Origin of the sequence: Streptomyces sp. NPDC048504 (assembly GCF_043200035.1) — a bacterium.
Lineage (GTDB): Bacteria > Actinomycetota > Actinomycetes > Streptomycetales > Streptomycetaceae > Streptomyces.
Map to the genome: position 1 here is coordinate 269940 of NZ_JBICXA010000006.1, position 25427 is coordinate 295366.

Annotated in this window: 23 protein-coding genes and 1 pseudogene; 13 read left to right on the top strand and 11 right to left on the bottom strand. The window is 70.2% G+C overall.

Annotation, left to right across the window (positions count from 1 at the left end; genetic code table 11):
• Positions 1-74: 74 nt before the first annotated feature.
• Complete coding sequence (locus tag ACGFY9_RS17280; protein WP_393754935.1) at positions 75-545, bottom strand: dihydrofolate reductase family protein; 471 nt, start codon at positions 543-545, stop codon at positions 75-77.
• Between ACGFY9_RS17280 and ACGFY9_RS17285 the strand changes: the two genes are divergently transcribed.
• Complete coding sequence (locus tag ACGFY9_RS17285; RefSeq protein ID WP_393754937.1) at positions 504-953, top strand: hypothetical protein; 450 nt, start codon at positions 504-506, stop codon at positions 951-953. The genes ACGFY9_RS17280 and ACGFY9_RS17285 overlap by 42 nt on opposite strands.
• Here ACGFY9_RS17285 and ACGFY9_RS17290 read toward each other — a convergent pair.
• Positions 901-2475, bottom strand: a complete 1575-nt coding sequence (locus ACGFY9_RS17290) for an ISL3 family transposase (protein ID WP_393754939.1) — start codon at positions 2473-2475, stop codon at positions 901-903. The two genes, ACGFY9_RS17285 and ACGFY9_RS17290, sit on opposite strands and share 53 nt — an antisense overlap.
• A 117-nt stretch (positions 2476-2592) precedes the next feature.
• Positions 2593-2838: pseudogene (locus tag ACGFY9_RS17295) on the bottom strand (deaminase); the annotation flags it as partial.
• A 186-nt stretch (positions 2839-3024) separates the two neighbouring features.
• Here ACGFY9_RS17295 and ACGFY9_RS17300 point away from each other — a divergent pair.
• The 3 genes from ACGFY9_RS17300 to ACGFY9_RS17310 all read left to right on the top strand — a co-directional run bounded on the left by ACGFY9_RS17300 (position 3025) and on the right by ACGFY9_RS17310 (position 6480).
• Positions 3025-3756 (top strand): MgtC/SapB family protein, encoded by a 732-nt coding sequence (locus ACGFY9_RS17300; RefSeq protein ID WP_393754941.1) that lies wholly within the window; start codon positions 3025-3027, stop codon positions 3754-3756.
• Positions 3757-4016: 260 nt separating this feature from the next.
• The gene (locus tag ACGFY9_RS17305) at positions 4017-4739 is read left to right on the top strand and encodes a dienelactone hydrolase family protein (protein ID WP_393754943.1); all 723 of its coding nucleotides are present in this window, start codon (positions 4017-4019) and stop codon (positions 4737-4739) included.
• Positions 4740-4923: 184 nt separating this feature from the next.
• The gene (locus tag ACGFY9_RS17310) at positions 4924-6480 is read left to right on the top strand and encodes an oxidoreductase (protein WP_393754945.1); all 1557 of its coding nucleotides are present in this window, start codon (positions 4924-4926) and stop codon (positions 6478-6480) included.
• Between the two features lie 105 nt (positions 6481-6585).
• On the opposite strand, the gene ACGFY9_RS17315 is transcribed toward ACGFY9_RS17310, so the two are convergent.
• From ACGFY9_RS17315 to ppk2, 7 genes are all read right to left on the bottom strand, one after another.
• Positions 6586-7245, bottom strand: coding sequence for an MSMEG_1061 family FMN-dependent PPOX-type flavoprotein (locus ACGFY9_RS17315; RefSeq protein WP_393754947.1), 660 nt, complete (start codon positions 7243-7245; stop codon positions 6586-6588).
• A gap of 348 nt (positions 7246-7593) precedes the next feature.
• Positions 7594-7878 carry a GNAT family N-acetyltransferase gene (locus ACGFY9_RS17320; RefSeq protein WP_393754948.1) on the bottom strand — a complete coding sequence of 95 codons (285 nt, stop codon included), beginning with the start codon at positions 7876-7878 and terminating at the stop codon, positions 7594-7596.
• A 27-nt stretch (positions 7879-7905) separates the two neighbouring features.
• Entirely contained in the window at positions 7906-8040 is a 135-nt protein-coding gene (locus ACGFY9_RS17325; RefSeq protein WP_393754950.1) for a hypothetical protein, read from the bottom strand.
• 43 nt (positions 8041-8083) lie between these two features.
• Complete coding sequence (locus ACGFY9_RS17330; RefSeq protein WP_393754952.1) at positions 8084-8611, bottom strand: GNAT family N-acetyltransferase; 528 nt, start codon at positions 8609-8611, stop codon at positions 8084-8086.
• A gap of 247 nt (positions 8612-8858) precedes the next feature.
• Entirely contained in the window at positions 8859-9710 is an 852-nt protein-coding gene (locus ACGFY9_RS17335; RefSeq protein ID WP_393754954.1) for an alpha/beta hydrolase, read from the bottom strand.
• Positions 9711-9988: 278 nt separating this feature from the next.
• On the bottom strand, positions 9989-11722 hold the full coding sequence (locus tag ACGFY9_RS17340; RefSeq protein ID WP_393754956.1) for a SulP family inorganic anion transporter: 1734 nt from the start codon (positions 11720-11722) through the stop codon (positions 9989-9991).
• 22 nt (positions 11723-11744) lie between these two features.
• Positions 11745-12548: a polyphosphate kinase 2 gene (ppk2, locus tag ACGFY9_RS17345; RefSeq protein WP_393754957.1), complete on the bottom strand. Its 804-nt coding sequence runs from the start codon at positions 12546-12548 to the stop codon at positions 11745-11747.
• A gap of 156 nt (positions 12549-12704) precedes the next feature.
• Here ppk2 and ACGFY9_RS17350 point away from each other — a divergent pair, with 156 nt between their 5' ends.
• From ACGFY9_RS17350 to ACGFY9_RS17385, 8 genes are all read left to right on the top strand, one after another.
• Positions 12705-13070 carry a ferredoxin gene (locus tag ACGFY9_RS17350; protein WP_393754959.1) on the top strand — a complete coding sequence of 122 codons (366 nt, stop codon included), beginning with the start codon at positions 12705-12707 and terminating at the stop codon, positions 13068-13070.
• Between the two features lie 110 nt (positions 13071-13180).
• Positions 13181-14359, top strand: a complete 1179-nt coding sequence (locus ACGFY9_RS17355; RefSeq protein WP_393754960.1) for an acyl-CoA dehydrogenase family protein — start codon at positions 13181-13183, stop codon at positions 14357-14359.
• 380 nt (positions 14360-14739) lie between these two features.
• A complete protein-coding gene (locus tag ACGFY9_RS17360) occupies positions 14740-17001 on the top strand; it encodes a tetratricopeptide repeat protein (protein WP_393754961.1) in 2262 nt (753 codons plus the stop codon).
• A gap of 210 nt (positions 17002-17211) precedes the next feature.
• Positions 17212-18783 (top strand): phytoene desaturase family protein, encoded by a 1572-nt coding sequence (locus ACGFY9_RS17365; protein WP_393754963.1) that lies wholly within the window; start codon positions 17212-17214, stop codon positions 18781-18783.
• The gene (locus tag ACGFY9_RS17370; RefSeq protein ID WP_393754964.1) at positions 18783-19547 is read left to right on the top strand and encodes a class I SAM-dependent methyltransferase; all 765 of its coding nucleotides are present in this window, start codon (positions 18783-18785) and stop codon (positions 19545-19547) included. Before ACGFY9_RS17365 ends, ACGFY9_RS17370 begins: the two co-directional genes overlap by 1 nt.
• A 71-nt stretch (positions 19548-19618) precedes the next feature.
• Complete coding sequence (locus ACGFY9_RS17375; RefSeq protein ID WP_393754965.1) at positions 19619-20731, top strand: nitronate monooxygenase; 1113 nt, start codon at positions 19619-19621, stop codon at positions 20729-20731.
• 146 nt (positions 20732-20877) lie between these two features.
• Positions 20878-22428 carry an acyl-CoA synthetase gene (locus ACGFY9_RS17380; protein WP_393754967.1) on the top strand — a complete coding sequence of 517 codons (1551 nt, stop codon included), beginning with the start codon at positions 20878-20880 and terminating at the stop codon, positions 22426-22428.
• A 146-nt stretch (positions 22429-22574) separates the two neighbouring features.
• Positions 22575-24071 carry an acyl-CoA synthetase gene (locus ACGFY9_RS17385; RefSeq protein ID WP_393754968.1) on the top strand — a complete coding sequence of 499 codons (1497 nt, stop codon included), beginning with the start codon at positions 22575-22577 and terminating at the stop codon, positions 24069-24071.
• A gap of 28 nt (positions 24072-24099) precedes the next feature.
• Here the strand turns inward: ACGFY9_RS17385 and ACGFY9_RS17390 are convergent, their stop codons facing one another.
• The gene (locus tag ACGFY9_RS17390) at positions 24100-24492 is read right to left on the bottom strand and encodes a MerR family transcriptional regulator (protein WP_393754969.1); all 393 of its coding nucleotides are present in this window, start codon (positions 24490-24492) and stop codon (positions 24100-24102) included.
• Positions 24493-24590: 98 nt separating this feature from the next.
• Between ACGFY9_RS17390 and ACGFY9_RS17395 the strand changes: the two genes are divergently transcribed.
• On the top strand, positions 24591-25376 hold the full coding sequence (locus tag ACGFY9_RS17395; protein WP_393754971.1) for an amidohydrolase family protein: 786 nt from the start codon (positions 24591-24593) through the stop codon (positions 25374-25376).
• Positions 25377-25427: the final 51 nt, after the last annotated feature.

Here is a 25427-nt window from a genome sequence, read left to right on the forward strand (position 1 = left end):
GCGACAGTGTGGAGTTGTGTTGAATCGGAGTCAAGGGTCTACACCTGTTGAGATGCGCTCTGGCCGAGACGTGGTCAGTGCACGACGTCGAGGACGTTCAGCTGCAGTCCGTTGGCGTACACGGCGTGCTCGACGAGCTTCAGCTTCTGGGTGTCCTTGTCGGTGGCGGGGAACAGGCGCTTTCCGGCGCCCAGCAGCAGCGGGAAGACGAGCAGGTGGTAGCGGTCGACCAGGCCGGCGTCCGCGAGGCCGTGGTTGAGGGCGGCGCTGCCGTGGACGATGATCGGGCCGCCCTCGGTTTCCTTGAGTGCGGCGACCTCGTCGAGGTCGCGCAGGATCGTGGTCTCGCCCCAGTTCGACACGAGCTTGTCGTCGGTGAGGGTGGTGGAGACGACGTACTTCGGCAGGGTCTTGTAGTGCGCGAACTCGGCTCTGTCCGCAGTTCCGTGAACAGCGCACTGGTCAGTGGGTGGTGTTCCTCGACCTGTCAGTAGGCTCGCGTCGTGACGGATCACGGCATTGAGTTCCCGGTCTTCCGACTTCATGTTGTGCCAGCGGTTCTCGCCCTTGCGAGTCCGTCGTGGCAGCGCGATGTCTGGCTACGGCCGGAGGAGTTCGAGGACCTGGACTACGTGGTCACCGTACTGTTCGACGACTTCTGCAACGCAGACGATCCCGCGCCATGGCTGGGCAAGAGCCTGCGGACCGAGGAGGAAGTCGCGCTCATGAAGGAGCTGGGCGAGGTCTACACGACCGTGCAGGAAGAGTTAGGTCGCGGTGCCCCGGACGATGTCTATCTAGACGCTCCAGCCTGGGGCAACGTGATCGCAGTCGCGGGCAGGTTGGCTCAGGTGATGGTCACCAACGACCTCCAGGCTGCGGCTCTCCTGCATGGCCAGCTCAACCTTCCTCATTACCAGAGGCCCACTGAAGGGGCATCGTCGGCTGAGTGAGGATGCGAGTGCGGAGGAGTTCGAACGAGGCCCGGCCGTACATGGCTCGCTTGAGGGTTTTCACCCGGTTCACGTGGCCTTCAACGACGCCAGAACTCCAGGGAAGGGTGAGGCCGGCGGTGACGGCGTCGAGATCTTGACGGAGGAAGCCGGCGAAGCCCTTCATGGGCTTCGGTGCGTCCTGCTCGGCCTGCCGGATCCACTCCAGCAACAGGTATCCGCGCTGGTGACGGACCAGGTCAGCGAACGTCCGAGCGAGATCGCAGGCCCGGGTGATGTCCGGGCAGGCGAGGCGGACTTGAAGGAGTCGCTCGTCCTGGCTTTCGGTGAGCGTCTCCCGGGGCCGCATGATCCACGAGGTGATCTTGCGAGGGCTCGGAATGTCGGCCCGGACCGGTTCGGCGATGCCCGCGCGGAGGGCGGCGAGGTGTTTGCGGACCACCTGGCGGCTGCCGCGGTAGCCGCGAGCCTGGATCTCCAGGAAGAGGCGTGTGCCGCTGACCTGGCCTTGGGCTTCGGTGAAGCGGGCGTTGAGGTAGGCCTTGAACGGCTCCAGGACGCCGTTGGGGCGGCGCTCGCGGGCGGAGGCCAGCAACTCGTCGATGTCGGTGTCGCGGAAGCGGCGCACAGTCTTGCGGTCGAGGTTCAGACGGCGGGCGATAGCGCTGATCGTCCAGCGTTTCTCCAGCAGGCGGTGGATGTCCTCGTAGCGGTGGCGGGTGCGTTCGATGATCTGGGTGCGGGGCAGTTCCGCGGGCGGTAACAGCATCAGGGGCGGCTCCGGCACCTCGGTCACCGTCTCCTCCTCGGCACGTTTGCGCAGGCAGTCACGGTGTTGGTGGCAGGTCTTCTCCACCGCGGCGGACAGGTTCTGCAACAGGTGCCAGCGATCAGCCACCTCCAGGGCGTGAGGGGCGGCTTCCCTGACCGCCTTGGTGTAGGCCGTGGCCCGGTCCCGGCAGATGATCTCCGCGCCGGGATGCCCGGTGAGCCAGGCTGCGAACGTCTCGGAGGTGCGGTCGGGCAGCACGTCCACGACCCGGCCGGCCTCAACGTCGACCAGCACGGTGCCGTAGGTGCAGCCCTTGCGAAAGGCGAACTCGTCCACCCCCAGCACCCGCGGGGCACGGTCCGGCACCGCTGGCGCCGTCAGCAGCCTGAGCAGCCGGGTCCGGCCTGCGGTCAGCCGCAGCCGGTGGCACAGCCGGGCGGCGGGACGGCCTCCGAGCTCGATCGCGATCGACCGTAGCCAGCCCGCCAGCCCAGTGCTGGAACGGCGGTAGCGCGCGGACAACCCCGGTACCTGCTCGACGAAGGTCGTGCGGGAGCAGCTCCTGCGGTCGCAGAAGTACCGGCGCACCCGCAGCCGGATGACGACCCGGCGCGATCCCAACGGCCGCTCGTCCAGGGTGCGTTGATACGTGCTGTGTACGCGGCGGGCCTGCTTGTGGCAGTTCGGGCACCTGCCTGGGCGGGCCGTCGACACCGCCTCCACCACCAGGATGCCGGAGGCGTCACTCACTCCCTCCACCCCCACATCGATCCCGGGAAACAACACATCCTCAACCGTCTTGCTCGCCATGGCAGGAAGCACGCTGCCGAAACGATCCCGCGTTCCTGCCGCTGACCTGGGAATTCACGGAACTGCGGACAGAGCCGCGAACTCGTCCATGTCCGGCCACACCGGACTGAACGCCTCGTAGCTGGCCCGGCCCATCAGCATCGCGGTGGACTCCAGCTGCTCCCGCCCCTTGATGTCGAACGACTCGGGCAGGAACTCCACCTCCTTGAAGGTCCATCCGGAGTTGCGGTAGCCGGGTTCGCCGCCCGGGGCCTCTATGACGCCGTCGAGCGAGATGAAGGCGGTGCTGATCAGGGTGCGCATCGTGGCTCCTCGGGTGGTCGGTGTGTGTGCGGGTGCGTGTGCTGGTCGCTCCAGGATCCAACCGACAAAAAAAATTGTCAAGGAGGGTGAAGTTGTCGGAGGGAGAAGTTGTCCGGTGGCATGGTCCCGTCCATCCGGGTAGGGGCTCTGTCGGGGCAGGGAGCCGGAAGGGAAGGGAGGTGCGGGGTGGTCGGACTGGCGGTCCCGTTGTGGGACGTGAGCAATGGGCAGGGACTGCGTCAACTCGCCGAACTGGGACTGGCGTTGCTGCTGTCGACCCTGATCGGCTGGGAACGGGCGGCCCAGCAGAAGAGCGCCGGGCTGCGCACGCACACCCTGGTCGGCATCGCCAGCGCGCTGATGATGGAGGTCTCCCAGCACGGCTTCACGAACGTCCTCGGCCTGGACAACGTCTCCTTCGACCCGTCCCGCGTGGCAGCCCAGATCGTCTCCGGGATCGGGTTCATCGGCGGCGGCCTGATCTTCGTGCGCCGGGACGCGGTACGGGGGTTGACGACCGCCGCCACCATCTGGCTCACCTGCGCGGTCGGCATGGCCTGCGGCGGAGGCCTGCCGATCCTCGCGCTGGCCACGACCGCCGTGCACTTCCTCGTCGTACGCGGATATCCGATGCTGTTCGCGCGCATGACGCCCGGAGCCGAGGCGGGGTCGTTCGAGGTACGGCTGACGTACCGGACCGGCACGGCGCTGCTGCCGCAGCTGATGGAGACGTGCACGCGGAGGGGTTTCCGCATCCAGGAGGTCAAGGTCGACCGGTTGCCCGAGCGGGCTGATCCGGCCGCGCGGGTGCTGTTGCGGCTGGAAGGCGCGGCCGACGCCGGGCAGTTGACGTCCGAGCTGTTCCAGAACGACGGTGTGACGGAGGTCGAGCTGACGGCGGCCGGTGATGAGGAGTAGGACCGGGTCGTATGGGGTGGGCCGGTATTCGGTGGTGGGCCGGCATCTGGTCCGGTGAGGCGGTGTCCGGCTGGGGAGCCTTCGCGAAAACCTGTTGGTGGATCATGGAGACCACTGCTAGCTTCGCGGAGGCCGTGCGAGAGAACGAGGAGGTGGTACCCGTGAACGAAGAATCGACGTGGGTGCTCTCCTCCGGGGTCACGGTCGGGCGATAGGTCGTCCGGGAGCGCCGTAAAGCTGCCCTCCCGAAAGGCACGACCATGCATGTCACTTCCGAGCGCCGCCTCGACGACGGCGTCCTCGAACGCGAATTCACCCTCGGCGAGATCCCCGGCACCCTGTGGACCCCTGAATCCGTCGCACCGGCCCCGCTGATCCTGATGGCCCACAACAACGGCCTGCCCAAGGCGGAACCCCGGCTGGTGGCCCGGGCCCGGCTGTCCGCGGCGTCCGGCTACGCGGTGGCCACCATCGACGCCGCCGGGTGCGGTGACCGGCCCCGTACCGCCGCCGGCGAACAGGCCCGCGCCGACCTCCGCCGGGCGATGCGGGCCGGTGAGCCGGTCGACGAGATCTTCGAATCCCTCGTCGGCCCGCTGGTCGAAAATGCGGTCCCGGAATGGCGGTTGGCTCTGGACGCCCTCCTCACGCTGCCCGAGATCGGTGGCCCGGTCGGGTACGCGGGATGGACCGCCCTCGGCATTCGACTGGCGGCGGTCGAGCCGCGCATCACGGCCGCCGGCTTCTTCGCCGGGGGGTACGTGCCCCGCGCCCAGCGCGAGGAGGCCCGGCAGGTCACCGTTCCGCTGCTGTTCCTGCTGCAGTGGGACGACGAGGGGAACCCCCGGCAGCGGGCCCTGGACCTGTTCGACGCCTTCGGCACCAAGGAGAAGACGCTGCACGCGAATCTGGGCGGGCACACCGGTACCCCGTGGTTCGAGCGGGAGGACGGGGACCGGTTCTTCGGGCGGCACCTGAAGTGAGGGTGAGCTGTCGGCCGACGGGCCGACAGCAGTCGTAGACGCGCGAGCGCCCCGGTCGTGGCGGTATTGGACAGTGCGGTACCGGCGGTCGGGGCGGCGCGTGATCGTGGGCGTCGTGAGGTACTCGTCGGCCTGTGCAGTATGCGGTGAGGCGGGCGCGGAGGAAGATCACTACTCTGAACTGGTGCTTTCATATGGCGAGTTGAGCCCACCTGAGCGTGAGCTGTGGGACGCGTTCCCGGAGGGGCGGCGCGTGGACCTGCGCGCTGGTGTGTCCGACCAGGACCGTGCCGTCGAGGGCGGGCAGTGGGGGCCCGGGCGGACAGTTCGGGCCACGGTGATCGTGGCGCTCCTGCTGGGTGCGAACGCGGTGCAATCGGGTGCCGTGGCAGGTCTGAGGCTCGCCGGGGCGCGGATATCCGGACACCTCAACTTGGCCGGGGCGCAGATCGCTCACGCCCTGTGGCTGGACGACTGCTGGTTCGAGGAGTCGATGAACCTTCTCGGAGCATCGTTGCGGACGCTTGTGATCACGGGCAGCCGGGTGCCCGGCATCGAAGCCGACTCGGCCCGCATCGAGGGAAATCTCGACCTGCGGGGCTCCGTCGTGGAGAGCCTCGCCTCCTCGCCCTTCAACCACGTGAGCACCGCCCTGTCGCTGAGCGACGCCCGGGTAACAGGCGGCATGCTCCTGAACGGGGCCCACATCAGCGCGCCGGGAGGATGGGCCGTGGCTGCCGGTGGACTGGTCATGGAAGGGGGAGTCTTCTTCAGGCGCGGTTTCGTCGCGCGAGGGCAAGTCCGTTTGATGGGGGCGCAGTTGCCGGGTGGACTGTTCATGCGGGGCGCACAGCTGGAAGACCCGGGTCCCGACGGAGTGGCGCTCGCGATGGACAACGCCGTGGCCTCAAGGCTCGACTTCTCCGACGGATTCACCGCGAACGGGACCGTGCACCTGAGGCGTACCCAGATCTCGGACAGTCTGAGCTTCGCAGGAGCCGTCCTGAATGGCCCACCCGGCGGTGACGGCCCCGCGCTGACCTGCCGACTCATGCAGGCCGTCGACGTCGACCTCACGTTGGCCCGGCCGCCGTCCGGCCCGGTGGATCTACGGGGCGCGCAGGTGACCTACCTCCACGACAGTGAGCAGAGCTGGCCGGACGTGGTGGAGTTGGAGGGCTTCGTCTACGGCTCCCTCAAGGCGGACGAGGCGGGCGAGCGCCGGGAGGCAGTGGGCCGGCGGAACTCCGTGGCCTCCCGCTTGGCGTGGATACGACGCTGCCCCGGCTACAACCCGCAGCCCTACGAACAGTTGGCGAGCTGGTACCGGCAGGACGGTCACGACGACGAGGCCCGCCGTGTACTCCTGGCCAGGCAGCGCCATCGGCGTCAGACTCTGCCCCGGGCCGCCCGTGTGTGGGGGCATCTGCTCGACGTGACAGTCGGTTACGGCTACCGTCCCTGGCTGGCGGGCGTCTGGCTCCTCGCGCTCACTTTGCTCGGCACGCTGTCCTTCAGCACACACGCCCCCATTCCCGTCCAACGAGGCGAAGGCACCCCGTTCCAGCCCCTCGTCTACACACTCGACCTCTTGATCCCCATCGGCGGCCTGGGCCAGCGCACGGCCTGGTACTGGCCGAACGGCGGTCTCCAGTGGCTGGCCTACCTGCTGATCGCCTTCGGCTGGGTGCTGACGACCGCCGTCATCGCGGGTGTGACCCGTGCCCTGCAGAAAAACTAGGGTCCGTCCGGGGTCGGGCGCTGTGGTGACGGGACGTGGACTGACAGGGCGCCCTGCGATTGATCTTGGGGCGGGCCGGTGGTTCGGCAAGCGCCGGCTGGCCCGCTACTCGTACCGGTACTTCAGCGAGTCCGTCTCCGCCTGCTCGATGTCGGCGATCGTCAGGTCCGGCATCCGGAGTTGGGCCAGGGTCACCTCGGCGGAGGTCGGCTGGGCGTCCGCGGGCAGCCACTGGTCCGGCTTCCAGGCCGCGCTGCGGAGGAGGGCCTTCGGGCAGTGCGGGTAGACCTCCTCGATTCCCAGGACCAGTGCACTGGCCGGTGGCTTGCCCACGGCGGTCAGCTGTGACAGGAGTTCCGGGTGGGTGGAGACGCAGGCGCGGCCGTTCACTCTGAGCGTCGTGGTGCGTCCCGGGATGACGAACAGCAGTCCGGCTCGTCCGGTGGCGATGACGTTCTGCAAGGTGTCCAGACGCTTGTTGCCGGTCGCGTCCGGTATCGCCACCGTCCGGGCGTCGAGGACGGCCACGAAACCGGCGGGGCCGCCGCGCGGGGAGACGTCACAGTTGCCCTCGGCGTCCGTGCTGGCGACCAGGACCAGCGATGAGCAGCCGATCAACTGCCGGGTCTGCTCGGTGAGTTCGGTCATCTGCTTCCGCATGGCCGTGTCACGCGGGAGTTCGTAGACCTGGCGCAGCGCCTCCTGGTCGCGCACGGCGTCCAGGCGGAGAGAGTCGAATGCACTGCCGGCAAGGGGTGTCGTCATGCCTCCGAGCCTAACGAGCCGACCTGCGATTGACCTTGGTCGGTGAGCGGGGGGCGTGCAGAGGACCACGCCAGCTGCCGAACCGGCCTTCACCGACTGGCTCCCGGCGACGCTGGTCATCTGCGGAGCGGGTTCACCCTGAGGCGTTGGGCGTGGTCTACGAGGTGGGGTCCTCCACGACCGGCCGGACGATCCGGGAAGGTCGCCCGCTGCGGGCAGGCCGTGGGGCCGACGTCCCCGAGCGTCCCGGCAGCCGGCTGCCGTTCAGGAACCGTGCGTTACGAGCTTCAGCCGCAGCCGGACGTAGTCATGGTCCAGCGGTCCCGGACGGCGCGTTCCATCCGGCCGTTAGCCGTTTCGGGCGTAGCAACCCTGCGTACGGGCGTTGGACGCCCAGCACTCCAGTACGCCATCGGTGCGGCCGGCGGCCGCGGCCAGAGTGACGAACTTCCGGTGCAGGGCCCCACCCACCCCGCGCCCCCAGGCGTGCGGCAGCACCCCGATCTGGCACAGCTCGTAGGAGGTCGAGGCGTTCAGGTCTTCGTGGTGCGGTGGCCCGGCAGTGAGCAGCCCGACCACTGTTCCGTCCGCGTCTCCCGCGACCGGCGTGGCGCGCGACGACGTGGCCAGCACTCGTGCCCAGGCATCACGCCGTTGCCCCTATGCACGCGGCTCGGCGAGTTGCTCCTCGGGCATGCCGCCCGCGGTGTAGTACGCGGTCCGGGTCCGGGTGTGCACCCGCGGCCAGGCACGACTCGTGGTGGGGGACTCGCCGCGATCCTCGTGACGAGACATCCGGCTGGCACCTCGACGACAACACCAATCGCGGGTCAGTCCGTCAGTCGCCGAGCACCCGCTCCCACAGCAGCCCGTCCCGCCAGCTCCCGTCGAGGAAGATCGAGGAGTGTGCGACGCCGTACGGGCTGAACCCGTTGCGGCGCAGCACCCGTTGGGACGGCAGATTCTCCAGCTGGGTGGACGCCTCGGCGCGGTGCAGCCCGAGTTCGTCGGTCATCACCCGGAGTGCGAGTCCGACGGCGTTCCCGGCGTGCCCTTGATTCTGGGCGACGCTCGCGATCCAGTAGCCGACGGAACCACGGCGCAGGTGCGGCTGCGGCAGGATGCCTCCGACGGTGACCTGCCCGACCACCTGGTCGTCGGCAAGTACCACGCCCGGCCAGACCGCACCGGCCCGGTATCCGGCCAGCAGCCTGTCGATCCGCTCCGCCTGGCCCTCCGGGGTGAAGAAGCCGGCGGGCTGGGCCGGTTCCCACGGCCGGAAAGCTTCGAGGTCCCGCGCCCGGTGCGCGGCGATCGGGGCGGCGTCGGCGGGCTCGATCAGGCGGATCCTGGTGCTGCTGTGCATGTCCTGATCCTCGTCGCGGTACGTCGGATGAAACAGCCAGCCTAGGCAAGGGCGCTCGCGCCGCCGCGCCCTCCGGCCGTATCCATCGGCCTGGGCCGGGCGTCGATGCCCCCGAGCCCCGAATCTCCGTACTGTCAACGGCCGTTGACCGTTCGGGTCGATCCGAAGCGTGGCGACGGATCGAGGCAGCAGGGGGTGGCAGCGCGCCCCGGTCCCTGATGGTGGACCGGGGCACTCGTCGCGAGTGTCAGCCGACCGCCTTGGCGGCGTCGCTGATGAGGTTGGCGACGATCTTGGGGTGGCTGATCATCGCGACGTGGGACGAGCGCGGTACTTCGACGACCTTGCGCGCGTTCGCACGGCTGTACATCCAGCGCTCGCACGCCGGCGGGATCGCCTTGTCCTGGCCGGCGACCAGGCCCCACGACGGGATCGTCTTCCAGGCCGCGGCCGTGGTCGGGAAGACGAACGAATCGGCGTCGAACGGCCGCTGCGTCGCCTGCAGGACCCGGAAGTCGGCGGCGGAGATGTCGGCGGCGAAGGCCGCCTGGCCGTCCTTGCTCAGGTACAAGTCGGTTCCGGTCGTGCCGTCGGCCTTCGTGTACGGGACCGGCACGCTCACCGGCCCGACCTCGCTGCCCGGGAACTTGGTGATGAGCTCGCCCTGCGTCTCGCCGACGTCGGGCACGAACGCCGCGATGTAGACCAACGCCTTGACGTTGGACTTCCCGGCGGCGGCATTCGTGATGACCGTGCCGCCCATGGAGTGCGCGACCAGCACGACCGGTCCGCTGATGGAGTCCAGCAGACTCGCGACGTACGGGGCGTCGGTCGGAATGCCCCGCAACGGGTTCGCCGCGCAGACCGTGGTGTAGCCCTTGTCCTGCAACTCCCCGATGGTGGCGTTCCAGCAGGACGAATCGGCGTACCCGCCATGCACCAGGACGATCGTGGGCTTCACCTTGGACTTCTCCTCACCGTTGCCAGGTGTGGCCGTCGCCGCGCCGGCCGCTCCTTCTGCGCCGGCGATCAGCGCCGCCGACCCGGCCAGAGCCGCTCCGGCGGCCAGTACCCGCCGGCGGGAAACATCGGAACTCATGGGACTCCTCAGGCATGGGGATGGGGGGGAACAGGTCTGACGAAGTGCTCGCCGCTGAGCTGCTGTGCGAGGGCGGCGGGCGCCAACTGAACAGGTTGCCGTCAGGAGTTCGGCTCGGTCGGCGGGCTCAGCCGCGCACGGGCGGCTTCATCGGTGTGGCATGCCATGGACCCTATGAGGAGCGCTTTTGCGGTGGCATCGGCAATGTGACCTAGATGCCGGGGTTGGTGGTTCTGCCGTTGCCTTCAACAGCGGCCGGGGCTCCGCCTACGGCGACGTCAACCGCCCGACCCCTCACCAGGCCCACCGCTCCACTCCCGATACGCGGCCACAGCCGTGGGCAGGGTCGGGAAGATGTGGTCCGTGCCGACCGAGTCCACCAGGCCGTACGCCTCCAGGTCGGTGAGGAGGTCCTGTTTGACCCGGGCGAGGGCGAACACGACGCCCCGGTGGGTGAGTTCGCGGCGGAGTTCGTCGACCGCGTCCAGGGCGGTGATGTCGACCTCGACATTGGCCTCAGCGTTGAGGACGAACCAGCGGACAGGGACGGCCTGTTGGGCTACGGCGGCCAGGGCGCGGCGGCGGAAGTTCTCCGCGTTGGCGAAGAAGAGCGGTGAGTCGTAGCGGTAGACGAGCAGCCCGGGGATCGTGCGGGCCTGTGGATAGTCGTCCACGTCGTGCATGCCGGCCACCCCGGGGACCAGGCCCTCGACGGCGTCGTGCGGACGGGCCACCCGGGTGAGGAGTTCGGCAACCGACAGGCCCACGGCGACGATCACGCCGTAGAGGATGTCCAGGGTCAGCACTCCGGTCAAACAGCCCAGGGCCAGGAGGAGTTCGCGGCGGCGGAAGGCGGCCAGGCGGTGGAAACCGGTGAGGTCGATCATGCGGACGGCCGCGTAGACGACGAGGGCGCCGAGGACCGCCGAGGGGGTGCGGGTGAGCAGAGGGCTCAGGAAGAGGAGGACCGAGAGGACGAGCGCTCCGGCGATCAGCGAGTACGCCTGACTGCGGGCGCCCGCCGAGGAGGCCAGCGCGGTGCGGCTGGCGCTGCTGCTCACCGGGAAGCCGTGGAGGACACCGGCGCCGAGATTGGCCGCGCCCAGTGCCAGGAACTCCTGGTCGGCGTCCAGGCCGGGGCCGTCGTCCTCCTCGCCGCCGGTGAAGGCGCGGGCGGTGAGGATGAAGTCCGTGTAGGCGACGAGCAGGACGCCGAGTGCGGGCAGCACCAGGTGGGGGAGTTGGGTGAGGTCGGGCAGGCCGATCGTGGGAAGTCCCGCCGGGACGTGGCCGATCACCTTGATGCCGTAGCGGTCGTCGAGGTCGAGGACGGCCACGGCCGCCGTGGCCAGCACCACGGCCAGCAGCGGGCCGGGCACCATCCGGGACACGCGCGCCACCGTGAACAGGAACGCGAGCGTGACGGCGGCGAACAGGAGTGTGGGCGTGTGGAGTTGGCCCAAGTGCCGTAGGAACGACCAGAGTTGGGGGAAGAACGCCGAGCCCGTCGTCGACACCCCGGTGAGCTTGGGGAGTTGGTCCACGATCATGATCAGGGCCACGCCCGCCAAGTAGCCGATCAGCACCGGGCGGGAGAGGAGATGGGCTAGGAAGCCGAGCCGTACCGCCCATGCGGCGAGGCACAACAGGCCGACCGTGACCGCGAGGGCGGCGGCGAGGGTGGCATAGCGGGCCGGGTCGCCCGCGGCGAGCGGACCTACGACCGTCGCCGTCATCAGCGCGGTCGTCGATTCGGGGCCGACCGAGAGCAGCCGGGACGAGCCCAGTACGGCGTACAGGGCGAGCGCGGGCAGGATCGCCCACAGTCCGGCGACCGGCGGGAGGCCGGCCACCCCGGCGTACGCCATCACCTGCGGTACGAGGTACGCGGCCACCGTGACACCGGCCAGCAGATCGCCGCGCAGCCACGCGCGCCGGTATCCGGCCAGCGCGGCGATTCCGGGCGTCAGGCGCCGCCACTTCAGGACGCGTCCGCCCGGGCTGGGGGACATGGTGCTCCTCGACCCGACCGGCTCAGAGGCTCGCCGCGTGGTCCGGGACGAAGGTCTGCAGGTCGCGCGGCGGGCGCTCGTAGCCGGTGGACGGCGGGCGGGGCGGGAGTTCGAGGACCGGGGGCGACACCTCGCGGTAGGGGAGGGAGCCGAGGAGGTGGGCGATCATGTTCAGGCGGGCCCGGCGCTTGTCGTCGCTCTCGACGACGTACCAGGGGGCCTCCGAGATGTCGGTGTGCACCAGCATCTCGTCCTTCGCCCGGGAGTAGGCCTCCCAGTGGGTGAGGGACTCCAGGTCCATCGGCGACAGCTTCCAGCGACGCAGCGGATCGTCCAGCCGGCGGCGGAAGCGCTCCTCCTGGACGTCGTCGCTCACCGAGAACCAGTACTTGCGCAGCACGATCCCGTCCTCCACGAGCATCCGCTCGAAGATGGGGCACTGGCGCAGGAAGAGCTGGTACTCCTCCTTGGTGCAGAAGCCCATCACGTGCTCGACGCCGGCCCGGTTGTACCAGCTGCGGTCGAACAGGACGATCTCGCCGGCGGCCGGCAGATGCTCGACGTAGCGCTGGAAGTACCACTGGGTGCGCTGGCGGTCGGTGGGCTTCGGCAGCGCGGCGATCCGGGCGACACGCGGGTTGAGGTGCTCGGAGACGCGCTTGATGGTGCCGCCCTTGCCCGCCGCGTCCCGGCCCTCGAAGACCACGACCAGGCGGGTGCCCTCGGCCCGCACCCACTCCTGGAGCTTCACCAACTCCGTCTGCAGGCGCAGCAGTTCGGTCTCGTACTTCGCGCGCGGCAGCTTCGTCGCCTTCTTGCCGGCCATGCTGCCTCAACCCCTCGGTCACGTGCGCGGTTCCTCGTGTTCAAGGTCGAACACCTGGACAGCACCGTACTGACCGGCGGGGGAGCGCGCACCCCGGATGCCTGCTCTGCCGGGTTTGCGCCGGACGGCAGCGGCAACCCGGACCGTGTGACAGCCATGACCACGCAACAGGAGCTCGTCCGGTTTCTGGAGGACCGCTTCGCCTGCGCACAGGCCTGCACCGAGTGTGCGCGGGCCTGTGTGCTGCGCGTCAGCCGCTCCGATCCGGACGCCACCGACCACGAGGCACTCGTACGACGCAAGGCGCTGCTGTGCGCTGAGGTGTGCGACGCGACCTGCCGGATGCTGGCCGAACAGAACCTCCAGGACGAGTCCGCCCTGCGCCTCCAGGCCAAGTGGTGCCTGCTCGTCTGCCTGGAGTGCGCGCAGGTCCTCGACGCGCAGCCGGGCGCCGAGGCGGACGCGGAGACGTGCCGGGACTGCGCGCGGGCGTGCACGGAGTTCATGGCGACGCTGAACTGAGCCGCGTTCACGCCCACTTCAGGGGCATTGCGGCCTCGCCATTCCCTATTTCTGGAACACGTTCTACGGTGTGCGCCGTCAGGACCGGCCTTGGGGAGCCTGGAGGCGCCGTGCATCTCGAATACACGCCCGAGCAGCAGCGGCTGCGCACCGAACTGCGCGCCTACTTCGCCGAGTTGGTGCCCGACCACGCCTACTCGCGCTACGACGACCCGGCCGCCCAGAAGCGCTTCTACCGCGAGACCATCCGTCGGCTCGGCACGGACGGCTGGCTCGGTGTCGGCTGGCCCGAGGAGTACGGCGGGCGCGGGCTGACGCCGATGGAGCAGTTCATCTTCTTCGACGAGGCCGCGCAGGCCGGCGTACCGCTGCCGCTGATGGCCCTGAACACCGTCGGCCCGACGATCATGCAGTTCGGCACCGACGAGCAGAAGGCGTACTTCCTCCCCAAGATCCTCGCCGGCGAGATCGACTTCGCGATCGGCTACAGCGAGCCCGAGGCCGGCACGGACCTGGCCGCCTTGAAGACGCGGGCCGTACGGGACGGCGACGAGTACGTCGTCGACGGCCAGAAGATCTGGACGACGAACGGCGACACCGCCGACTGGGTCTGGCTCGCCGTCCGCACCGACCCCGACGCCCCGCCGCACAAGGGCATCACCATGCTCCTGGTCCCGACCGCCGACCCCGGCTACTCCTGCACGGTGATCAACACCCTCGCCTCGCACGACACCACGGCGAGCTACTACGAGAACATCCGCGTCCCCGTCACCCGCCGCGTCGGCAATGAGAACCAGGGCTGGCGCCTGATCACCAACCAGCTCAACCACGAGCGCGTCACCCTCGCCGCCCACGGCACCATGGCGATCCGTGCCCTGCACGACGTCCAGCACTGGGCCATGGAGACCAAACTCGCCGACGGCCGCCGCGTCGTCGACCTCCCCTGGGTCCGCCGCCTCCTCGCCCGTACCTACGCGCGGCTCGACGCGATGAAACTCCTCAACTGGCAGATGGTGAACGCCGTCCAGGAAGGCACCCTCACCCCCCAGGACGCCTCCGCCGTCAAGGTCTACGGTTCCGAGGCCCGCCGCGACGCGTACGCCTGGCTCATGGAGATCGTCGCCGCGGCCGGCGCGCTGAAGGAGGGCTCGGCGGGCGTCGTCCTGCACGGTGAGCTGGAGCGCGGCTACCGCTCCGCCGTGATCTTCACCTTCGGCGGCGGCAACAACGAGATCCAGCGGGAGATCATCTCGTGGATCGGGCTCGGGATGCCGAGGGTGCGGCGTTAGCTCTCGGTGCCCCGCTTAGCCGTCGCCGGCGCACCCCTTCCCGTCCCAGCGCGCGAGGCGCTCCGGCGGCGCGTGGCGCACTCGTCGTACGCCTTCCTGCCGTAGTACGTCCATCAGCCCTACGGCGGACCGATCCCCGGGCCGCGACAAGTCGGCCCCCGTACCCGCCACGGTCCCCCGGCAACTGCGCGCCACAGGCACCCTGTTGCACTGCGTTCCCGCACATGTGTGTCGGCCACACCCGCTCGGGCGCATCCTGTGTGCCGTGTCACGGCTCGGGGCGGCTCGCGCACACCCCCGTACAAAGTCGGACGATCGCTCGCCATACTGGACGAGCCAGGGGAGGGCGGGACGAACACTGACGGGGGCGAAGGCGGGAGATGGGGGACAGCAGACTGATCCAGGGTCGCTACCGCCTGCTCGAACTGATCGGGCGCGGCGGCATGGGCGAGGTGTGGCGCGCGCGGGACGAGTCGCTGGGGCGGCATGTCGCCGTGAAGTGCCTCAAGCCGCTGAACCCGCACCACGACCAGTCGTTCACCCGTGTCCTGCGCGAGCGGTTCCGGCGGGAGGCCCGGGTGGCCGCCGCGTTGCAGCACCGCGGGGTGACCGTCGTCCACGACTTCGGCGAGTCCGACGGCGTCCTCTACCTCGTGATGGAACTGCTCGACGGCCGCAATCTCAGCCAGCTCCTGGAGGACAACGAGCAGCGGCCGTTGCCCGTCGGTGACGTCGTCGACATCGCCGAGCAGGTCGCCTCCGCCCTCGCCTACTGCCACCAACAGGGCATCGTGCACCGGGACTTGAAGCCCGCGAACATCATGCGGCTGACCGACGGCACGGTGAAGATCTGCGACTTCGGCATCGCCCGTCTCGGCGCCGACATCGGGTTCACCTCCCGGCTCACCGGTACGGGCATCGCGATGGGCACCCCGCACTACATGTCGCCGGAACAGATCAGCGGCTCGGAGGTCGACCAGCGCAGCGACCTCTACTCCTTCGGCTGCGTGCTGTACGAACTCGCCACCGGGGCACCGCCGTTCGACCTCGGTGACGCCTGGGCGATCCTCATCGGCCACCGCGACACACCGCCCCGCCCGCCGCGCGCCGAGCGTGCCGAAGTGCCCGAGTACCTGGAGAAGGTCATCCTCGACCTGCTGGCCAAGCTCCCTGAACAACGTCCTCACGATGCGCGGGAGTTGGGGCGCCGGATCATGATGGGCCGTACGACACCCTTGTACGTACCGACCGTTGTGACCCCGCAGCCTCAACTGCGTCCGTCCGAAGCGGTGTCGGAACCGGCGTCCGAGCCGGTCTCCCGTGAAGCGCGCCTGCCGTCCTGGACGCGCGGGATGACCACCGGACACAAGGCGACCGGTGCCGGTCTGCGCACCACCCCGCCGGACGCCGGAGCCGGACTCACCGGCGAGTGGATCGCCCGACCGACCACCGGCCATGCCGAGGAACCCGCGCCAGAGTCGCCCTCCGCGCCGTCCCCGGAGACCCTCGACGCCCTGGCCGGACGTCACAACGCGGGCCTCAGTCTTGGGAGGTTGGGCCGCTGGGCGGAGGCCGGCGAGGTGCACCGCGCGGTCGCCGCCGAACGCCGGCACCTGCTGGGCCCGGACCACCCCGACACCCTCGCCAGCCGCTACGAACTCGGCTTCACCCTCAGCCGCACCGGCCGCGCCGCCGACGCCCTGCACGAGTACACGCACGTCGCCCGTGCCAGGGAACGGGCGTTGGGCGCCGACCACGCCGACACACTCGCCGCCCGGCAGGAAATGGCGTACGTGCTGGGCCAGTTGGGCCGCCACTTCGACGCACACCAGGTGTACACGTCCGTACTCGCCGCCCGGGAACGCACCATGGGCCCCGACCACCCGGACACCCTGCGCTGCCGTCACAACCTCGCCTTCAACCTCAGCCGGCTCGGCCGCCTGGAGGACTCGTACCGCATGGCCTGCGAGGTCGCTGCCGCCCGCGCCCGCGTGTTGGGTCCCGCACACCCCGACACTCTGGTCACCCGTTACGAAGTGGCGTACGCGCTGGGCCAGTTGGGTCGCTGGCCCGAGGCCCTCCAGACCTACGGCGAGGTCGCCGAGGCACGCGCCCAGGCACTCGGCCCCGACCACGCGGACACCCTCGCCGCCCGCTACGAGATCGGCATCAGCCTCGGCCGGCTCGGCCGCAGCGCCGACGCCCTCAAGCTCTACCGCGACCTGATCGACGACCGCACCCGCGTCCACGGCCCCGCCCACCCCGAGACCCTCCGCGCCCGCCACGGCCTCGGCGTCAACCTCGGGCGCCTCGGCCGCTGGGAGGAGGCCCTCGCCGAATCCCGCGACGTGTGCGCCATCCGCGAGCGCGTCCTCGGCGCCGACCACACCGACACCCTGGTCAGCCGCCGCGAGGTCGCCGTAGGCCTCGGCTGGCTGGGCCGCTGGGCCGACGCCCTCACCGAGTACCGCCGTGTCGCCGCCGCCCGCGAGCGCGTCCTGGGCCCGGACCACCCCGACACCCTCGCCAGCCGCAACGACGAGGCCCACTGCCTGGAACAACTCGGCCGCAACGCCGAGGCGGTCGAGCTGTACCGCCGGGTGGCGGTACTTCGGCAGGGGCGGGCACCGGGCGGCCACTGAGAGCAGCGCCGCCCACTCCGGCCGCGTCTGCCTCCGGCTGTCCCGCAGGCCAACCCCCAAGGGCGAACGCCCCAAAGGGGGCGCGGGGAACTGCGCGACCCCAGCCCCCACGGCGCGCCACCCGCGAAACAACCCAAGGACGCACAACCAACTCGCCCCTCACCCTGCCCACCCCTGGCCGACCTAGATCACCTCGTGTTACGAAGAACCATGCCTGCACACGAGGGACCCGGACACCGGACGTACGACGCCGTCATCGTCGGCGGCGGCCACAACGGCCTGGTCGCCGCCGCCTACCTGGCCCGGGCCGGGCGCTCCGTGCTCGTCCTGGAACGCCTGGACGGCACCGGTGGCGCGGCCGTGTCGACGCGGCCGTTCGCCGGGGTCGACGCACGGCTGTCCCGGTACTCGTACCTGGTCAGCCTGCTGCCCAAGAAGATCGTGCGGGACCTCGGCCTCGACTTCCGTATCCGCGGCCGCACCATCTCGTCGTACACCCCCGTCGAACGCGGCGGACGCCCCACCGGCCTCCTCGTCGGCGGCGGCGAGCGCCGCACCCGCGACGCCTTCGCCCGGCTGACCGGCGGCGACCGCGAGTACGCGGCCTGGCAGCGGCTCTACGGCATGACCGGCCGCCTCGCTCAGCGGGTCTTCCCCACGCTCACCGAACCGCTGCCCACCCGCGACGAACTGCGCCGCCGCGTGGACGACGAGGACGCCTGGCGGATGCTCTTCGAGGAGCCGATCGGCGTCGCGATCGAGGAGAACTTCACCGACGACCTGGTCCGGGGCGTCGTCCTCACCGACGCCCTCATCGGCACCTTCGCCGACGCCCACGACCCAACGCTCGCCCAGAACCGCTGCTTCCTCTACCACGTCATCGGCGGCGGAACCGGCGCCTGGGACGTCCCCGTCGGCGGCATGGGCGCCCTGACCGACGCCCTCGCCACCACCGCGCGCGAGGCCGGCGCCGTACTCGCCACCGGGCACGAGGCCGTACGGATCGACACGGACGGACGCGCCGCCGAGATCACCTACCGCACCGCCGAGGGGGAGGGAACCGTAGCCGCCCGGCACGTCCTCGTCGGCGCCTCGCCGCAGCAACTGGCCGCCCTCACCGGCGACGAGCCGCCCGCGCCCGCCGAGGGCGCCCAGCTCAAGGTGAACATGCTGCTCAAGCGGCTGCCCAGACTCCGCGACACCTCGGTCGACCCGCGCGAGGCCTTCACCGGCACCTTCCACATCGCCGAGGGCTACGACCAACTGGCCGCCGCACACGCCCAGGCCGCGTCCGGTTCGCTGCCCGCCGCACCGCCCTCGGAGATCTACTGCCACTCGCTCACCGACCCGAGCATCCTCGGGCGGGACCTCGTCGAGGACGGCTACCAGACCCTCACGCTCTTCGGCCTGCACACACCGGCGCGGCTGTTCGAAAGGGACAACGACGCCGTACGCGACGAACTGTTGAAGGCGACGCTGGCCCAGTTGGACAACCACCTCGCCGAACCCCTCGCCGACTGCCTGGCCACCGACGCGGACGGCCGCCCCTGCATCGAGGCGAAGACCCCCCTCGACCTGGAACGCGACCTCAGACTGCCCGGCGGCAACATCTTCCACCGCGAACTGACCTGGCCCTACGCCCAGGACGACACCGGCCGCTGGGGCGTCGAGACCCGGCACCCGAACGTCCTGCTGTGCGGGGCGGGCGCGGTGCGGGGCGGCGGCGTGAGCGGGGTGCCGGGGCACAACGCGGCGATGGCGGTGCTGGAGGCGGGGGAGTGATGTCCTCCGTCCGGGATTTCTACGACGCGCTCGCCGCCGACTACCACCTGATCTTCCCGGACTGGGACGCGAGCATGGCCCGCCAGGCGGCGGCCCTGGACGGAGTCGTCCGGGCTCGATTGGGTGCGGGGCCACACCAGGTACTGGACTGTTCATGTGGGATCGGCACACAGTCGATCGGGCTGGCGGGCGTCGGACACCGGGTGATCGGGAGTGATCTGAGCCCGGCCGCTGTCGCGCGGGCCGCCGTCGAGGCCGCGGCCCGGGGTGTCCGCCTTCCGGTGACCGTGGCGGACATGCGGGCGCTGCCCTTCCGGGCCGCCGTGTTCGACGTCGTGGTCTGTGCCGACAACTCCCTCGCGCATCTGCTCACCGCCGACGACGTCGGTACGACTCTGGCCGGCATGCGGCGGGTCCTGCGCGACGACGGGTTCCTGATGATCAGCATCCGGGACTACGACGAGCTCCGGGCCACCCGGCCCACGTCGACGCCTCCCCAGCTGTCGACCACTGCCGGAGGCCGCGCGATCACCTTCCAGTTGTGGCACTGGCACGAGGACGGCGAGCGGTACGACCAGGAGTTCTTCCAGCTCCTGCCCGTGGGCGACGGTTGGGAGGTGCGGGTACGCCGTGTCACCTCCTGGGCCCTGGCCCGCGGCCAGTTGAGGGCCGCGGTGGCCGACGCGGGCTTCACGGACGTCAGTTGGCACGAACCGCAGGGCGGCGGCTTCTACCAGCCCGTGCTGACGGCGCGACCGGCCTAGCCGTCGAGAAAATCTGACGGAGCATCAGAAAAGGCCTTCCGTCGTCCGGAGGACTGCGGCATTCTGCGCCCATGCAGACGGAGTTGAGCAAGAAACTGGGAGTCGAGCACGCCATTTTCGGCTTCACGCCGTTCCCCGCCGTCGCCGCGGCCATCAGCCGGGCCGGCGGATTCGGAGTGCTCGGCGCGGTCCGCTACACCGCCCCCGACGACCTCAAGCGCGACCTCGACTGGCTGGAGGCGCACGTCAACGGGATGCCGTACGGCCTGGACGTCGTCATGCCGGCGAAGAAAGTGGAGGGCGTCACCGAGGCCGAGGTAGAAGCGATGATCCCGGAAGGGCACCGGCAGTTCGTCACCGAGACCCTGGCCAAGTACGGCGTGCCCGAACTCGCCGAGGGCGAGGTGTCCGGCTGGCGCATCACCGGGTGGATGGAACAGGTCGCCCGCACCCAGCTCGACGTCGCCTTCGACTACCCGATCAAGCTGCTCGCCAACGCCCTCGGCTCCCCGCCCGCCGACGTCGTCGCCCGCGCCCACGACCGGAACGTGCTCGTCGCCGCGCTCGCGGGCAGCGCCCGGCACGCCCGCAAGCACGCGGAGGGCGGCATCGACATCGTCGTGGCCCAGGGCTACGAGGCGGGCGGCCACACGGGTGAGATCGCGACCATGGTGCTCACGCCCGAAGTCGTCGACGCCGTCGACCCGTTGCCGGTCCTCGCCGCGGGCGGCATCGGCAGCGGACAGCAGGTGGCCGCCGCGCTCAGCCTCGGCGCCCAGGGTGTGTGGCTGGGCTCCATATGGCTGACCACCACGGAAGCCGATATGCATTCGGCCGGCGTGACCCGCAAACTGCTGGCCGCAGGGTCCGGCGACACCGTCCGCTCCCGCGCCCTGACCGGGAAACCGGCCCGCCAACTGCGCACCGAGTGGACCGACGCCTGGGACAACCCGGACGGCCCGGGCACCCTCCCCATGCCGCTCCAGGGTCTGCTGGTCGCCGAGGCCGTCTCGCGCATCCAGAAGTACGAGGTCGAACCGCTGCTCGGCACCCCCGTCGGCCAGATCGTCGGCCGGATGAACAGCGAACGCAGTGTCCAGGCCGTCTTCGACGACCTCACCCGCGGCTTCGAGCACGCCGTCGACCGCATCAACCGCATCGCCGGAAGGAGCGGCCAGTCGTGAGCACACAGGGCGCAGGCACAGAGGGCGTAGGCGCAAGGGGTGCCACCACAGGTGGTGCGGACACACAGGGCGAGACCACACGTGGGGCGGCCACACAGGGGGAGACGACACAGGGCGCTGCCACACAGGGCGCTGCCACACAGGGTGTGAGCACACCTCCCACCGGCTTCTGGGCCCAGGCGGCTCAGGACCCCGACCGTGAGGTCCTCGTCGCGCCCGACGGCGAGGTGTGGACGGCGGGCCGACTGCACGCCGCCGCCAACCAGCTCGTCCACGGTCTGCGCGCCGCCGGACTCGAACGCGGCGATGCCTTCGCCGTCGTCCTGCCCAATGGCGTCGAGTTCTTCACGGCCCATCTGGCCGCCACCCAGGCCGGGTTCTACCTCGTCCCCGTCAACCACCACTTCGTCGCACCGGAGATCGCCTGGATCGTCGCCGACTCCGGCGCCAAGGTGCTCATCGCGCACGAGCGGTTCGCCGAGCCCGCCCGCCAGGCCGCCGACGAGGCCGGCCTCCCGGCCACCCACCGGTACGCGGTCGGCACGGTCGAAAGCTTCCGGCCGTACGCTGAACTCCTAGACGGACAAGCGGAGTCGGCGCCTGCGGACCGCACGCTCGGCTGGGTCATGAACTACACCTCGGGCACCACCGGCCGCCCCCGCGGCATCCGCCGCCCGCTGCCGGGCAGGCCGCCCGAGTCGGCGTACCTCGGCGGATTTCTCGGCATCTTCGGCATCAAGCCGTTCGACGACAACGTGCACCTGGTCTGCTCGCCGCTCTACCACACGGCTGTCCTCCAGTTCGCGGGCGCGAGCCTGCACATCGGGCACCGCCTGGTCCTGATGGACAAGTGGACCCCGGAGGAGATGCTCCGCCTCATCGACCGCGAGAAGTGCACCCACACCCACATGGTCCCCACCCAGTTCCACCGCCTCCTCGCCCTCCCGGAGGACATACGGGCGCGCTACGACGTCTCGTCCATGCGGCACGCCATCCACGGCGCCGCCCCGTGCCCCGACCATGTGAAGCGGGCGATGATCGAGTGGTGGGGCGACTGTGTGGAGGAGTACTACGCGGCCAGCGAGGGCGGCGGTGCCTTCGCGACCGCCGAGGACTGGCTGAAGAAGCCCGGTACGGTCGGCAAGGCCTGGCCCATCAGCGAACTCGCGGTCTTCGACGACGACGGCAACCGGCTCCCGCCCGGTGAACTCGGCACCGTGTACATGAAGATGAGCACCGGCGGCTTCGCCTATCACAAGGACGAGGCCAAGACGAAGAAGAACCGCATCGGCGACTTCTTCACCGTCGGCGACCTCGGCTTCCTCGACGAGGACGGTTACCTCTTCCTCCGCGACCGCAAGATCGACATGATCATCTCGGGTGGCGTCAACATCTACCCGGCCGAGATCGAGTCCGCGCTCCTCGCCCATCCCGCCGTCGCAGACGCCGCGGCCTTCGGCATCCCGCACGACGAGTGGGGCGAGGAGGTCAAGGCCGTCGTCGAACCGTCCCCCGGCCACGAGCCAGGACCGGCCCTCGCCACCGCCCTCCTCGACCACTGCGCCGAGCAACTCGCCGGCTACAAACGGCCCAAGAGCATCGACTTCATCACCGAGATGCCCCGCGACCCCAACGGCAAGCTGTACAAGCGGCGGCTGCGGGATCCGTACTGGGAGGGGCGGACGCGGCCTGTGTGAGTGCCTGGGCACTTGGAGGGGGAAGGGTGTGGTCCGGACCCATGTGGTCCCGCCTCATGTGGTCTCGGCCCATGTGGGGCGGGCCTACCCGCCCCCTCGACCAGCCCGCTTGACCTGCCCGGGTGGCGGCCCGAGGATCATGTGTCATGACGACCGGACACGGCAGCACGGTTGACGGGGTACTGCGACGCAGTGCCCGGCGCACTCCCGCACGCGTGGCGGTTGACTACGGCGAGCGCTCCTGGACGTACGAGGAACTCGACGACGCCGTCTCCCGCGCGGCGAGCGTGCTCCTCGACCAGGGCCTCGCGCCGGGCGACCGGGTCGGCTCCTACGGCCACAACTCGGACGCCTATCTGATCGGCTTCCTCGCCTGTGCCCGCGCGGGCCTCGTGCACGTGCCGGTCAACCAGAACCTCACCGGCGACGACCTCGCGTACATCGTCGGCCAGTCCGGCAGCACGCTGGTGCTCACCGACCCGGACCTCGCCGGTCAACTCCCTGACGGCGTACGGACGTTGCCGCTGCGGGACGCGGACGGCTCCCTGCTGGACCGGCTGGCGTCCGCGGTGCCGTACGACGGGCCCGAGCCGCGCACCGACGACCTGGTGCAGTTGCTCTACACCTCGGGTACGACCGCGCTGCCCAAGGGCGCGATGATGACTCACCGGGCCCTGGTGCACGAGTACTTGAGCGCGATCACCGCTCTGGACCTGAGCGCGGGGGACCGGCCAGCGCACTCGCTGCCGCTGTACCACTCGGCGCAGCTGCATGTGTTCCTGCTGCCGTACCTTGCCGTCGGGGCCACGAACATCATCCTCGACGCGCCCGACGGCGACCGGCTCTTCGACCTGATCGAGGCCGGGCGCGTGGACAGCCTGTTCGCCCCGCCCACCGTGTGGATCGGCCTCGCGAACCGGCCCGACTTCGCGACCCGTGACCTGAGCGGGCTGCGCAAGGCGTACTACGGCGCGTCGATCATGCCGGTGCCCGTCCTGGAGCGGCTGCGCGAGCGGCTCCCCAAGCTGGCCTTCTACAACTGTTTCGGGCAGAGCGAGATCGGTCCGCTGGCCACCGTCCTGGGCCCCGACGAGCACAAGGGCCGACTGGATTCCTGCGGCCGTCCCGTCCTCTTCGTGGATGCACGCGTGGTCGACGAGGACGGCAAGGACGTACCCGACGGCACACCTGGCGAAGTCGTCTACCGCTCACCGCAGTTGTGCGAGGGCTACTGGGACAAGCCCGAGGAGACCGCCGCGGCCTTCCGCGACGGCTGGTTCCACTCCGGCGACCTCGCGGTACGGGACGCCCACGGCTTCTTCACCGTCGTCGACCGGGTGAAGGACGTCATCAACTCCGGTGGCGTACTGGTCGCTTCACGCCAGGTCGAGGACGCGCTCTACACCCACGAGGGCGTCGCCGAGGTCGCGGTGATCGGCCTCCCCGACGACCGCTGGATCGAGGCCGTCACCGCGGTCGTCGTCCCGCGCGGCGAGGTCACCGAGGCCCAACTCATCGACCACGCACGGGAGAAGCTCCCCCACTTCAAGGCGCCGAAGCGGGTCGTGTTCGTGGACGAGCTGCCGCGCAACGCCAGTGGGAAGATCCTCAAGCGGGAGTTGCGGGAGCGGTTGGGGGACTGAGCGTTCTCAGCCGCGAGCCCGAGCGTCCTCACCCCGGAATCGGGGCCGGGTCGGGTGCCGGGGCCGTGCGAGCCTCCGCTCCCGCGATGGTGTCCCGCAACACCTCACGGGCCGCGGCGAGTTCGGCGGCGCGGCGGTCGAGATCCCTCAACTGGAGGCGCAGGGCGTCGAGTACACCTGGGCAGGGCTGTACGGCGGCCTCGTCCGTGGTGCAGGGCAGTACGTGCCGGATGACCCGCGTGGGCAGCCCGGCGGCGAGGAGCGCGCGGATGCGGAGTACGGCGGCGGTGTCCGAATCGGCGTACTCCCTATAGCCGTTGGGCAGTCGCTCGGGTCGTAGCAGCCCCGCCCGTTCGTAGTAGCGCAGCAGTCGCTCGCTGGTTCCCGTCCGCTCGGCCAGCTCCCCGATCAGCACGGGCACGCACCCCTTTCCGGCTTGACCTTCCAACGGTGTCAGGGCTCAACACTGGCTCCCGCCGCCCGCATTCCGCCGGGCGGTCGGCCCTCAGGGAGACACGCATGATTCTCGACGCCCACAGCCATGTCCACGACCCGATCGACGCCCATCTGTCGGCGCTCTACGCCGCGGGCGTGCACCGCACAGTCCTGTTCCCCACCCGCGCACACCCGGAAAGGGCCACCGACCTCGACTCCCTCCACCACGAAATGGGCGCCCTGGAAAGGGCGTTGGCCGGCGGTTCCGGCGACGACGGATTCACCCTGGCGCTACGGGAGTTGGACGAGGCCCTCGCCGAACACCCCGACCGCTTCCTCGGCTTCGGCTCCGTCCCCCTCGGCCGCCCCGACGCCGAGATCGCGGCCCGGGTGGAGCGCGACGTGACCGGCCGCGGGCTGTACGGCATCGGGGAACTCACCCCGCCCCCGGACCGGGCGGCCCTCGTCGAACCGGTGCTCCGCGCGGCCCACGACCACACCGGCCTCCCCGTGGTCGTCCACGGCGCCGCCCCCACGACCGCGGCGGACGTGCGCACACTCGCCCACCTGGCCGCCCGCTACCCGAAGGTGCCGCTGGTGATCAGCCAACTCGCCGGAGCCCACTGGATGTCGGCCATCGAACTGGCCCGCGCCACCCCCAACCTCCACCTCGAACTCTCCACCGCGACCATCGTCTTCGCCGTCCGCCTCGCCATCCACGAACTTCCCACCCGCACGTTCTTCGGCTCGGACGCGCCCTACGGAGATCCGGTCGTCGCGCGCACGACGGCGGAACGGGTCACGCCCCCGGGCGAGGTGCGTGACCGGGTGCTGGGCGGGAATCTGGCGGAACTGCTGAGGCTGGGGTAACTGCGGCTATCGGGCGGTGACTTGGGCTGGGAGAGTCGACGACGGGGCCTT